At 68.6% G+C, this 11,547-nt stretch carries 12 protein-coding genes; 5 read left to right on the plus strand and 7 right to left on the minus strand.

Annotation, left to right across the window (positions count from 1 at the left end):
* The first annotated feature begins 35 nt into the window (after positions 1-35).
* The 5 genes from QZH66_RS06320 to QZH66_RS06340 all read left to right on the plus strand — a co-directional run bounded on the left by QZH66_RS06320 (position 36) and on the right by QZH66_RS06340 (position 4,862).
* Positions 36-305 carry an accessory factor UbiK family protein gene (locus tag QZH66_RS06320; protein ID WP_305805113.1) on the plus strand — a complete coding sequence of 90 codons (270 nt, stop codon included), beginning with the start codon at positions 36-38 and terminating at the stop codon, positions 303-305.
* Positions 306-315: 10 nt separating this feature from the next.
* Entirely contained in the window at positions 316-1,821 is a 1,506-nt protein-coding gene (locus QZH66_RS06325; RefSeq protein WP_305805114.1) for a YifB family Mg chelatase-like AAA ATPase, read from the plus strand.
* A gap of 508 nt (positions 1,822-2,329) precedes the next feature.
* Positions 2,330-3,085, plus strand: coding sequence for a helix-turn-helix domain-containing protein (locus tag QZH66_RS06330; RefSeq protein WP_305805115.1), 756 nt, complete (start codon positions 2,330-2,332; stop codon positions 3,083-3,085).
* Positions 3,086-3,319: 234 nt separating this feature from the next.
* Positions 3,320-4,549 carry an NnrS family protein gene (locus QZH66_RS06335; protein ID WP_305805116.1) on the plus strand — a complete coding sequence of 410 codons (1,230 nt, stop codon included), beginning with the start codon at positions 3,320-3,322 and terminating at the stop codon, positions 4,547-4,549.
* Between the two features lie 73 nt (positions 4,550-4,622).
* Complete coding sequence (locus QZH66_RS06340) at positions 4,623-4,862, plus strand: hypothetical protein (protein WP_305805117.1); 240 nt, start codon at positions 4,623-4,625, stop codon at positions 4,860-4,862.
* Between the two features lie 27 nt (positions 4,863-4,889).
* Here the strand turns inward: QZH66_RS06340 and QZH66_RS06345 are convergent, their stop codons facing one another.
* From QZH66_RS06345 to QZH66_RS06375, 7 genes are all read right to left on the minus strand, one after another.
* Positions 4,890-5,579, minus strand: a complete 690-nt coding sequence (locus QZH66_RS06345; RefSeq protein ID WP_305805118.1) for an ATP-binding cassette domain-containing protein — start codon at positions 5,577-5,579, stop codon at positions 4,890-4,892.
* Positions 5,579-6,259 (minus strand): molybdate ABC transporter permease subunit, encoded by a 681-nt coding sequence (modB, locus tag QZH66_RS06350; RefSeq protein ID WP_305805119.1) that lies wholly within the window; start codon positions 6,257-6,259, stop codon positions 5,579-5,581. Before modB ends, QZH66_RS06345 begins: the two co-directional genes overlap by 1 nt.
* Positions 6,249-7,025, minus strand: a complete 777-nt coding sequence (gene modA / locus QZH66_RS06355) for a molybdate ABC transporter substrate-binding protein (RefSeq protein ID WP_305805120.1) — start codon at positions 7,023-7,025, stop codon at positions 6,249-6,251. Before modA ends, modB begins: the two co-directional genes overlap by 11 nt.
* 51 nt (positions 7,026-7,076) lie before the next feature.
* Complete coding sequence (locus QZH66_RS06360) at positions 7,077-7,847, minus strand: helix-turn-helix domain-containing protein (RefSeq protein ID WP_305805121.1); 771 nt, start codon at positions 7,845-7,847, stop codon at positions 7,077-7,079.
* A 36-nt stretch (positions 7,848-7,883) separates the two neighbouring features.
* Positions 7,884-9,128 carry a coproporphyrinogen III oxidase gene (locus tag QZH66_RS06365; protein ID WP_305805122.1) on the minus strand — a complete coding sequence of 415 codons (1,245 nt, stop codon included), beginning with the start codon at positions 9,126-9,128 and terminating at the stop codon, positions 7,884-7,886.
* A gap of 44 nt (positions 9,129-9,172) precedes the next feature.
* Complete coding sequence (locus QZH66_RS06370) at positions 9,173-10,513, minus strand: nitrate/nitrite transporter (protein WP_305805123.1); 1,341 nt, start codon at positions 10,511-10,513, stop codon at positions 9,173-9,175.
* A gap of 130 nt (positions 10,514-10,643) precedes the next feature.
* On the minus strand, positions 10,644-11,546 hold the full coding sequence (locus QZH66_RS06375) for a peptidylprolyl isomerase (protein ID WP_345783836.1): 903 nt from the start codon (positions 11,544-11,546) through the stop codon (positions 10,644-10,646).
* Position 11,547: the final 1 nt, after the last annotated feature.

Here is an 11,547-nt window from a genome sequence, read left to right on the forward strand (position 1 = left end):
AGCCCTAGGCTCGAGCCATTCTGCGGAGACCGACCATGATCGACCTCAACCATATTGACGAGCTTGCCCGCCGCCTGAGCGACCTGGTGCCGCCGGGATTGCGCGAATCGCGCGAGGAACTGCAGGCCACGTTCAAGAACGCGCTGCAGGCCGGGCTGGCCAGGCTGGACCTGGTCACCCGTGAGGAGTTCGAAGTGCAGCGCGCGGTGCTGCTGCGCACCCGCGAGAAACTGGACGCACTGGAACGGACCGTGGCCGCAATGGAATCGCGCGCCGCCGCCACCCCGCCTTCCGCCGCCCCCTGAACCGGCCCCCATGAGCCTGGCGCTGGTGCACAGCCGTGCCCGCGCGGGGGTGAATGCGCCTCCGGTGCGGGTCGAGGTCCATCTTTCCGGCGGCCTGCCCTCCACCCAGATCGTCGGCCTGCCGGAAGCGGCGGTACGCGAGTCGCGCGACCGGGTCCGCGCGGCGATCCTGTGCGCCCAGTTCGAGTTCCCGGCCCGGCGCATCACCATCAACCTCGCCCCGGCCGATCTGCCCAAGGAGGGCGGCCGCTTCGACCTGCCGATCGCGCTGGGCATTCTCGCCGCCAGCGGCCAGATCGAGCGCGAGGCGCTGGCCGGCTATGAATTCCTCGGCGAGCTGGCATTGACCGGCGAACTGCGCAGCGTGGATGGCGCGTTGCCGGCGGCGATTGCCGCCGCGCGCGATGGCCGCATCCTGGTGGTGCCGCCGGGCAATGCCGGTGAGGCGGCGCTGGCGCAGCAGGCCACGGTCAAGGTGGCGCGTACGCTGCTGGAAGTCTGTGCGGCGCTGGGCGGAAGCAGGCAGCTGCCGGATGCCGTGGCACCGGCCGCCGAGCCGGCGCGGGTGGCCGATCTGGCCGACGTGCGCGGACAGCTGCAGGCCCGCCGCGCACTGGAAATCGCCGCAGCCGGGTGCCACCACCTGCTGCTGATGGGCTCACCGGGCTGTGGCAAGACGCTGCTGGCCTCGCGCCTGCCCGGCATCCTGCCCGAGGCCAGCGAGGCCGAGGCGCTGGAAACCGCGGCGGTGGCCTCGGTCAGCGGCCGCGGGGTGGACCCGACCCGCTGGCGCCAGCGCCCCTATCGCGCGCCGCACCACACCGCCAGCGCGGTCTCGCTGGTCGGTGGCGGCTCACATCCACGGCCGGGAGAAATATCGCTCGCCCACAACGGCGTGCTGTTTCTCGATGAGTTGCCCGAATGGAACCGGCATGCGCTGGAAGTGCTGCGCGAACCGCTGGAATCGGGCAGCGTCACCGTGTCGCGCGCGGCGCGCAGCGCCGAGTTTCCGGCCCGCTTCCAGCTGATCGCCGCAATGAACCCGTGTCCCTGTGGCTGGGCCGGCGACAGCAGCGGCCGCTGCCGCTGTTCGGGCGAACACATCCGCCGCTATCGTGCGCGCATTTCCGGGCCATTGCTGGACCGCATCGACCTGCATGTGCAGGTGCCGCGGTTGCCGCCGGCCGATCTGCGCGCGGACCGCGCCGACGGCGAAAGCACGGCGATGGTGCGCGAACGCGTGCAGCGCGCGCGGGCGCTGCAACAACAGCGCGCCGGCAAAGCCAACGCCCATCTGGACCAGGCCGAGACCCTGCGCGATTGCCGCCTGACCCCGGCCGACGACGCCCTGCTGGAGCGGGCGATGGACCGCCTGCAGCTGTCGGCGCGCTCGATGCATCGCATCCTGCGGGTGGCGCGCAGCATCGCCGACCTGGCGGACGCGGCCGACATCCGGAGCGCGCATCTGAGCGAAGCGATCGGCTACCGCCAGCTGGACCGGGCCGTCACCGGCTGATCCGCCCCAGCGCGCACGCCGGCGGCCTGCGACAACGCGATCGGGGGCGCTTCACTGCGTCTGGCGGGAAGCGGCCAGTCATTCTGGCGCCGACCCCACGAGGCAAGAGCGCACATCGCCTGTTGCCATTTCCTATGTGGCGGATCAGGCGATGACGCACGCCGCCTGCGCCGCATTCCTGCGTCGCACCGGGGCCGACCCGCCCAGGCCGGTGCAAGGCGGCCTTAGCGTGGAGTTCCTTGCAAACACGGGCCGGCTGACAACCGGGACTACCGGAATATCCACAAGGCGCAGACGGATCCACCGCCGCTGCGGCCCGGTCGCGCGGCAGTGGCGCAAGACGGCCCGCCACACCTGATCGGCGCGCGCGCACGGATCGGCCCGGGTATCACGCGAAGTGGCGGATGTATCATGGCGCGGTGCTACGACTGAACCTCCCCTGCGCGGTCAAGAGTTGCACCGGCACGGTTTCCCGTGACGGTCCGGCCCGCGCCGCGGGAGCGCCCGCATGAGTTCACCGGTGGTTTTCCCGCGCACCGACGGCAGCGTGCTGTCCGACGATGGCAATGCCCTGCGCTTCTGCTCCACCTGTGCGTTTTCGCAGGCCTGCCTGTCGGAAGGGATGGACAAGCGGGCGCTGATGGAGCTGCACGTGCTGGTCGAGCATGTCGGACCGCTGCATGCCGGTGAGCACCTGTTCCGCGAAGGCGATGCATTCGGCACGATCGCCGCCGTGCGCGCCGGCACCGTGAAGACCTACCGGGTCGATCCCGATGGCCAGCAGCAGGTCCTGGGTTTCCATCTGCCGGGCGAAGTGATCGGTCTGAACGGGATTGATGGCGATCGCTATCCCTGCAATGCGGTCGCGCTGGATACGGTGATGCTGTGCCGGTTCTCCTTCCCCAGGATCGCGCTGTTGGCCACCCGCCTGCCCAACCTGCAGCAGCACCTGTTCCGGCTGATGAGCCGCGATATCGGCGTGGCCTCGCTGTTCGCCCGTGACAACACCGCCGACGAACGCATCGCGGCGTTCCTGATCGGCCTGTCGCGGCGACTGGCGGTGCGCGGTTTCTCGCCGCGGCGTTTCCAGCTGACGATGTCGCGAACCGACATTGCCAACTACCTGCGGCAGGCCCCGGAAACGGTCAGCCGGATATTGCGCCGGTTCGAGCAGGACGGGCTGGTGCGCATCAGACAGCGCGATGTCGAAATCCTGGACATGCCGCGGCTGGAAACGCTGGCCCGCGCCGTTCTGCGCGACTGACACCCTGCCGCCCCGCCCGGGGGGCGAGGCGTTGCCTGCAGCATCGCCACCGTCCGCTTGTGCCCGCGCCGCGCCGATCCGCGCCTTGCGCCACTGGTCCCCACCTGCCGCTGCGCAGGCTTTCTTGCACCGCACCGCCCCGGCTGCCCAGGCCTGCGGCGCCTGCACCCGCAATCTGCGCTTCACCTGACCCACGTCAAGGTAGCGCGCGCTCGGCCACCGCAGACTGCGGCCATGGAGACCGCTTCCGCACTGGCCCAGGGTGCCTCGGCCCGGCAACTGCTGCAGGCCCCGCATCGCCTGCTGTTCTTCGTCGGGGCCAGCAACCTGCTGCTGGCGATGCTGTGGTGGGCGCTGTGGCTGGCCTCGCATCTGGGCAAGGGCTGGCCGATGCCGCAGACGCCGGTGTATGCCGGCTGGGTGCATGCCTTCGTCATGCTGTACCTGGTGCTGCCCAGCTTCATCTTCGGCTTCCTGCTGACCGTATTCCCGCGCTGGATGGGCTTGCCGGATCTTTTGCGCTGGCGCCATGTCCCGGTCGGCGCGGGGCTGATGGGCGGGCAACTGCTGATCCTGCTGTCGCTCAGCGGCTGGCGCCTGCTGTTCATTCCGGGCCTGCTCCTGGCGGCGGCCGGCTGGACGGCCGGGCTGCTGATCCTGGGGCGGCTGCTGTTCGCCGAAAAAGGCCGCACCTGGCATGCGCGCTCATGCTTTGCCGCGCTGCTGATCGGCTATGCCGGCGTGCTGTGCTTCATCGCCTTCACCGTGGGCGCCCCGCCGGCATTGGCGCTGCTCAGCATCAAACTCGGTGGCATGGGCCTGCTGCTGCCGGTGTACCTGACCGTGGCACACCGCATGTTCCCGTTCTTCGCCGGCAACGTGGTGCCCGGTTACACGCTGTGGCGGCCGCTGCCGTGGCTGACGGCGGTGTGGACGGCGCTGCTGTTGCGGCTGCCGCTGGAACTGGCGCAGGTCCATGAGTGGTTGTGGGTCGCCGATGCGGCATTGCTGCTGCTGTCCCTGCAGGCGCTGTGGCACTGGTGGCCGCGCGCGCGGATGCCGGGTTTGCTGGCGGCGCTGTTCATTGGCCTGGCCTGGCTGCCGGTCACCTTCTCGCTGTATCTGCTGCAGAGCGCGGTCTACGCGCTGTCGGGTGAATTCATTCTGGGCCGGGCGCCGATCCATGCGCTGTCGATCGGCTTTTTCGGCAGCGTGCTGGTGGCCATGGTGACCCGCGTCACCCAGGGCCATTCCGGGCGGCCGCTGGCCATGTATGCCGCGGCCTGGTTCGCCTTCTTCACGCTGCAGGGGGTGGCGGTGATGCGGGTGGTGGCCGAGATCGTTCCCGATGCCCTGCTGTGGCAAGTGCTGTCCGCGGCCGGCTGGCTGCTGGCGCTGCTGCCGTGGGTCAGCCGCATCGGCTGGATCTATCTCAGTCCGCGTCTCGACGGCCGGCCCGGATAGTCGACCGCCGGCGCCGCTGGCCGGCCCGGCCCGGTCGTGCCCCTCATCAACCACCCACCTCCGGGATTCCACCATGGAATTCACTGTCCGCCTGGCCTCCGCACAGATCGACCTTCCCGCCATTGAAACCGGACTGCAGGAGCTGGACCCGGCCGGACTGGTGGACGTGGCCGGGTCGGGCACGACGCTGCGCGTTTGCGCCAACGTGAGGCAGAGCGAGCTGCTGATGATCCTCGGCAACGCCGGCTGTGCCGCGACGCTGGCGCAGATCGAACGGCTGCCGTCGGTGTGCTGTGGCGGCTGCGGCGGCTGATTGCTTTGCCAGGTCACACAGCGCGGCTCAGGGTGCGGCGAACGGCGCGCCGGAGTCGACACTGCGCCCCTGCGACAGGTGCAGCACCTGCCCTCCAAATGCAGCCTCGTCTTCGCGGTCATGGGTGATCAGCAACAGCGGAATCCCCGCCACGTCCAGCAGCCTCAACAGCTCCAGGCGCAGGCTGCGGCGCAGGCCCTGATCCAGCGCGGCAAACGGCTCATCCAGCAGCAGGGCCCGCGGCCGGGCCACCAGTGCCCGCGCCACCGCGGTGCGCTGCCGTTGGCCGCCGGATATCTGGCCCGGGTAATGCTCCGCCAAATGGCCGATCTGCAACGCGTCCAACCAGTAGTCCACCGCCTCGCAGCGGCGGCCGCGGCGGGGATTGAACAGCCCCTTGTGCAATGGAAAACCGATGTTCTGGCGCACCGTCAGATGCGGGAACAGGGCGTAATCCTGGAACACGTAACCCAGCGCGCGTGCCTGCGGTGCCAGGTCCACGCCCGCGGCCCGGTCGAACAGGGAGGTGCCGGCCACGCGGATGAATCCCGAATCCGGGCGCAGCAAGCCGGCCACCGCCTTCAAGGTCAGACTCTTGCCGGCCCCGGAATCGCCAAGCACCACCACGCGGCGACAGTCGGTGTGCAGGCTGACATCGAGCCTGAATTCACCATCAGCGGCCCGCAGCACCTTGCGTATATGGAAATCGAACAGCATCAGCGACGTTGCCCGGGCACGATGCGGCGCGCGCCCACGGTGCCGGCCAGCAGCAGGGTCACGATGCAGATCACCGAGGTCACCAGCACCAGGAAGTTGGCCCGGCCGTCCTGGCCGGCCTGGACCGCTTCATAGATGGCGATGGACAGCGTCTGGGTCTTGCCCGGAATACTGCCGGCCACCATCAACGTCGCGCCGAACTCGCCCATCGCCCGCGCGAAGCCCAGCAGCACTCCGGGCAGGATGCCGCGCCAGGCCAGTGGCAAGCTCACCCGCAAAAAGATGCCGGCTTCGGCCACGCCCAGCACCCGCGCCGCCTGCTCCAGCTGCCGATCCACATTCTCGAACGCGGCGCGCGCCGGCTTGAATACCAGTGGAAACGAGGCGATCGCCGCGGCGATCACCGCGCCTTGCCAGGTAAACACCAGATGGATGCCGAAATACCGCTCCAGCCACGCCCCCAGCGGCCCGTTCCTGCCGATCAGCACCAGCAGGTAGTAGCCCAGCACAGTCGGCGGCAGCACCATGGGCAAGGTGCAGAAGGTGTCCAGCAGCTCCCGGCCCGGGAAGCGCCAGCGCGCCAGTACGGCCCCCAGCCCCACCCCCGCCACCAGGTTGAGCGCGATGGCGCACCCGGCCACTTTCAGCGACAGCAGCAGCGCGGTCCATTCAACCATCATCGCCGTGGCGCTCCGCCGCCACAAAACCGTAGCCAAGCAGGATGTCCCGGCTGCGCTGCGAACGCACAAAAGCGATGAAACGCCGCGCTTCCTGCGGCTGCCTGCTGCTGGCCACCGGCGCGATGGGATAGTGGATCGGCACCGTGGTCGGCACCCGGAACGCCGGCGTCACCCGCTCACGCAGGGTCCGGGCATCGCTGCCATAGACGAAGCCGGCATCCACCTCGCCGCGCGCCACGTAATCCAGCGCCTGGCGCACGTTCTGGGTGGTGATCAGCTTGTCCGCCAGCACGCTCCACAGCCCGGCCGCCTCCAGCGCGCCACGCGCATAGCGGCCGGCCGGCACCGAGTCCGGATTGCCCAGTGCGATTGTGCGTATCCGCGGCAATGCCAGCTGCGCCAGCCCGGCGGGCCTCTGCACCACGGCCTTGGGCACCACCACCACCAGCGTGTTGGCAATGAACACATGGCGGTCGGCGGCGATGACCAGCCCGCGTTCACTGGCCTGGTCCATGGTGAATTCATCGGCGGTAGCCAGCACATCCACCGGTGCGCCATGGACGATCTGCTGCATCAGCGCGCCGGACGCGGCGGTATTCAGATGGACCCGGGTTCCCGGGTACTGCTGTTCATAGGCGCGGGCGATATCGGTAAAGGCGGTGCCGAGACTGGCGGCCGCCGAAACTGTCAGCTCGCCGGCCTGCGCCGCGGCGGAAAAAAGCAGCAGTCCGATGATCCGCAGTGTGGCGCAGGGATTCATGCCCATGTCCGGTTTCCCCAGGGGGTGTCGCGCAATGCCGCGCGACGGGCGCGCGGCTCAATCATTGCCGGCCATCGCTGCGAAACCGGCCAAGCGCTCCGGATCCAGCACTGCCACCGCACGCTGCTTCACTGCAATCACGCCTTCATCGGACAACCGTTTCAGCACCCGGCTCACCGTCTCCGGCGCCATCCTCAGGTAATTGGCGATGTCGGCCCGGCTCATGGCGAGGTTGAACTGGGTCGCGGAAAAACCCCGCTGCGCATAGCGCTCGGACAGATCCAGCAGGAACGCGGCCATCCGCGCTTCGGTACGGCAGTTGGTCGCCAGCAGCCCGGCCTTGCCGATCTCCGCACTGAGCAGGCTGAACAGTTTGTCCTGCAATCCCGGCATCCGGCATGCCAGCAGGCTCATCCGCGGAAACGAGAACCGGCACAGGTGCACCGTGTCCAGCGCGACCGCATTGCACGGATAGCGCGAGGTGTGGATGGCATTGAGGCCGATGAGCTCGCCCGGCAGGCTGAAACCCAGTACCTGTTCATTGCCGCTGCTGTCGATCACGAACGTCTTGACCATGCCGGCGCGTACCGCGGCAATCGCGTTGAATTCCTCGCCGGTGCTGAACACCGGATCGCCTGCATGGTAGGGGCCCACATGGTCGACCAGGATGTGCAGCTCGGACAAGGCCGCCTTGTCATAGCCCTGGGTGAGGCAGGCCTCGGAGAACGCACAGGTCCGGCAGAACCGGAGCGGGGTGCCGTCATCGGCCGCAGCGGGATTGAGCGGCACCACCGGCGATCCACGGCTGTCGAGCGGGGCAGCGCTCATCGGGCTGTCCTTGGGCGTAATGAAGACCGCACCAGATTACATTTCCAGGCCAGGCGCAGCGACATCCGGAGAACCGAAGCAATCGGCCACCCCGCGCCACAACGGTTTTCCGCGCGGGGTCAGCCGCAGAGTTTTCCGCTCCCACACCGCCAGGCCGTCATCCAGCACGCGCTGCAGACGGAGCCTCGCGGCGTGCCTCAGCTGCAGGAACAACGACCCGTGCCGGGATTCCATTGCCACGGTATCCAGCGCGTAGTCGCAGGCCAGCGACTGCAGGGTTTCGGCGACCATGCTTTCCCACGCCGACAGGATCAATCCGCGCGCGACATGCAGATGCCCGCGTTCAAGCGCTGCGTGCCAACGCGGGTAGTCCCCGCCGAACTGGCAGTAGACGTCCCCCACCTGGCTGGCCGCACCCGGGCCCACACCCACCAGGTCGGTGCGCTCGGCGCGGAGCAGACCGTGGAGGTCGCAATAGCGGGCTCCCGGTGGCACCGCTCGCAACGGCACCGCGGCGTGCCTGACATACGTATCGGCGCCGCCGGCCACGTAGCCGTGCCGCTCCAGCGTGGCCGCAACCGCGCATCCCCCCGCCACTGCTGGCGCGGTACCGTCCGGCTCCGGCCCCGGCCACGGCAGCCGCAGCTGGTCCGGTTGCCACGCCAGTGCCCGTTCGATCCGTGCCAGCGCCGGTCGATCCGCGCAGGACAGGCCCACGTCCAGCCGGTACTCGGTCAACTGGAATCCGGCGTCCGCCCAGGCGCTCCCAAATTCCGGCTCGGCGCCGCCCCTGTCGTCGACCAGGATGCAGCGGCTGCAACCAGCCGCGACCAGCTGCGCCGGCACCAGCGGGCTGCCGGGGGTGATGGTGACCGCAACCTCCGGCAACGCCGTGGTGCGCAGATAGCGCGGCACCGCATCGAGCAGGTCGCCCAGGTTGCGCAGCCCGAGGTATTCGGCCAGTCCCTGCGCCAGCACCACATGCATCACTTCACGGTCCTCATCGAACAGCTCGGTGGTCCGCCGCAACGCCAGCATCAGCGCGTGCAGATAGGCGTCGGCTGCAACCCCCGCCACCACGGCGGTCCCGGGCGTGGCGAATGACAGCGTGAGCGAACGCGGAATCAGGTGGCCGTTGCTGATCGTGGCCGCGCGGCGGAAGGCGGCATCGCCGAAACCGGCCATGTACTGCTGCGGCTGCGGATGCAGCGCCCATCCGCCAGCCGCTGCAAGGCCACCGGGCACAACCGGCGGACGCGAAATCCTGGGCGTGGTATCCATGCTTGAACCCTGTCTCCGGGGGATGGCGGTGGGCAGGCGCAGGCTCAGACCGGCTGTTTCCGCAGCTGGCAGCGGTAGGCCGCCGCGGCGTCGATGGCCTCGGGCAGATCCGTCTGCTGGTCCAGCTGCGGGAAGCTGCGACGTTCGGCCCTGCGGATGGCGAAATGCATCCACACCAGCGCGCTGGCCACCACCACGAACAGCAGCATGAAACAGCTGGTCCATACCCCGGTCAGATCGTTGAGCGCGCCGAAGGCGATCGGCAACACAAACCCGCCCAGGCCGCCGATCATGCCGACCACACCGCCGACCGCGCCCACGTACTGCGGGTAGTACACCGGGATGTGCTTGTACACGGCGGCCTTGCCCAGCGACATGAAGAAACCCAGCACGAACACCAGCACGGTGAAAGGCAGCAGGCCGATCGCCAGATGGAAGGCGATGTCGCCTTCGATGCCCTTCACGATGTAGCGGGTATCGGGATAGGCCAGCAGGAAAGTGCAGACCACCGAGACACCGAAGGTCCAGTACATGACCTTGCGCGCGCCCAGTCTGTCGGACATCCAGCCCCCCACCACCCGGAACAGGCTGGCCGGGATCGAATAGCACGCCGCCAGCAGGCCGGCGGTGGCCACGTCCAGGCCGTAGGCACCGATCAGATAGCGCGGCAGCCACAGCGCCAGCGCGACGAAGCCGCCGAACACGAAGAAGTAGTACAGCGAGAAACGCCACACCTGCAGGTTTTTCAGCGGCGCCATTTGCGCGCGGAACGGCATCGGCTTGACCCCGGTGCGGCGCCGCTCGGCCAGTGACGGATCCTCCTGGGTGAACAGGTAATAGAGGATGGCGACCACAGCAAGGCCGACCGCCCATAGCTTGGCAACCATCATCCAGCCGGCCGCCACCATCACCATCGGTGCCAGCAGTTTGGTCACCGCCGCGCCGATGTTGCCGGCGCCGAAGATGCCCAGCGCCGTGCCCTGCCGCGACGCCGGAAACCACTTGGACACATAGGCCACGCCGACCGAGAACGAGCTGCCGGCGATACCGACAAACAGCGCCGCAAGCAGGAACTGCACATAGCTGTGGGCATAGGTCAGCATCCAGGTGGCGATGGCGCCACACAGCATCACCAAGGTCATCATCCTGCGGCCGCCGACCTGGTCGGCCCAGACGCCGAGGAAGATCCGCAGCAGCGAACCGCTGAGCACCGGGGTGGCGATCAGCAGACCGAACTCGGTGTCGTTGAGCGAAAGCTGCTGCTTGATCTGGATGCCGATGATCGAAAAAATCATCCACACCGCAAAACAGGTGGTGAAGGCGAACGTGCTGAGCCACAGCGCCCGTTGCTGCTGGCCGCCCGTCACCTGGGCTGGATCGGACATGATGGTGGTTCCGGTTGTGGGGACAAGGCCCGGTGCTGATCGCAACGCGTGGAGGGATCCTCTGTGCGGATGCCACCCTCCCTTCCGTGGCGACGCATCCGCTGAAACGTTTTGCAGGTGGCAGACATGCTCAGTCGGCGGCGGCCTCGATCTCGGCCAGCCCCCGGACCCCGTAGCGGTCCTGCAACTGCAACAGATAACGCTGCAGATCCCGCTGCCGCGACTGCAGTTCCAGATAGTCGGAAAGCTGCTGCCGCACCTGTTCGAACTGCTGCGGCTGGCCGGTCTGCACCGCGTCGACCCAGACCACGTGGTAGCCCCAGCGCGACTCGACCGGGAACGCCGTCAGCCCGGCGCTCAGCCGGAACAGCTGGCGGTCGAATTCAGGCGTGGTCTGGCCGCGCTGCAACCAGCCAAGGTCGCCGCCGCCGGTTCTGGACGGACAGTCGGAGAAGCGCAAGGCGAAGTCGGCGAACAGCACCGGGTTCTCCTTCAGCCCGGCGATCAGGCGCTCGCCTTCACTGCGGGCGGTGAAGCGGCCGTTGATGTCATCGGCGGCCGCGCCCAGCAGGATGTGGCGCACGCGCATGCGATCCGGTGAGCGGAAGCGTTCGCGGTTCTGCTCGAAATAGCGCCGGCAGTCTTCCTCGTCCGGCAGCCGTGCATCGATCGCGCGCTCCAGCAACACCCGGATCTGCGCCTCCTCGGCCGATTCGCCGCCTACCGGCTGCGCCTCGTTGGCCAGATCCAGCTGCCCGATCTCCCGTCGCAGCAGTTCGCGCACCACCAATGCCCGGGCGGCATCGGCACGCGACTGCTCCGGGCGCATGGCGCGGTGGAACTGCATCTCCCGGGCGATGTCGGCCTCGCTGATCGCGGTATCACCCACGAACAGCAGGCACGGTGCCGGCTGTCCGAGCGAGCGCGGGCCTTCCCCGGCGTGAGCGTGGTGATGCGCGCGCGCCTCCTGCGCCACCGGTTGCTGCGAGTCGATGATGGTGATCGGCAACGTCCGTGCCGGCGGCTTTGCCAGG

It is taken from the genome of Stenotrophomonas sp. YIM B06876 (assembly GCF_030711595.1).
Classification (GTDB): Bacteria; Pseudomonadota; Gammaproteobacteria; order Xanthomonadales; family Xanthomonadaceae; genus Stenotrophomonas.

Coding starts and splice junctions, on each gene's coding strand:
- QZH66_RS06325 (WP_305805114.1), top strand. CDS start 316: ATGAGCCTGGCGCTGGTGCACAGCCGTGCCCGCGCGGGGGTGAATGCG.
- QZH66_RS06365 (WP_305805122.1), bottom strand. CDS start 9,128: ATGGATACCACGCCCAGGATTTCGCGTCCGCCGGTTGTGCCCGGTGGC.
- QZH66_RS06370 (WP_305805123.1), bottom strand. CDS start 10,513: ATGTCCGATCCAGCCCAGGTGACGGGCGGCCAGCAGCAACGGGCGCTG.
- modA (WP_305805120.1), bottom strand. CDS start 7,025: ATGGGCATGAATCCCTGCGCCACACTGCGGATCATCGGACTGCTGCTT.
- QZH66_RS06335 (WP_305805116.1), top strand. CDS start 3,320: ATGGAGACCGCTTCCGCACTGGCCCAGGGTGCCTCGGCCCGGCAACTG.
- QZH66_RS06330 (WP_305805115.1), top strand. CDS start 2,330: ATGAGTTCACCGGTGGTTTTCCCGCGCACCGACGGCAGCGTGCTGTCC.
- QZH66_RS06345 (WP_305805118.1), bottom strand. CDS start 5,579: ATGCTGTTCGATTTCCATATACGCAAGGTGCTGCGGGCCGCTGATGGT.
- QZH66_RS06320 (WP_305805113.1), top strand. CDS start 36: ATGATCGACCTCAACCATATTGACGAGCTTGCCCGCCGCCTGAGCGAC.
- QZH66_RS06340 (WP_305805117.1), top strand. CDS start 4,623: ATGGAATTCACTGTCCGCCTGGCCTCCGCACAGATCGACCTTCCCGCC.
- QZH66_RS06360 (WP_305805121.1), bottom strand. CDS start 7,847: ATGAGCGCTGCCCCGCTCGACAGCCGTGGATCGCCGGTGGTGCCGCTC.
- modB (WP_305805119.1), bottom strand. CDS start 6,259: ATGATGGTTGAATGGACCGCGCTGCTGCTGTCGCTGAAAGTGGCCGGG.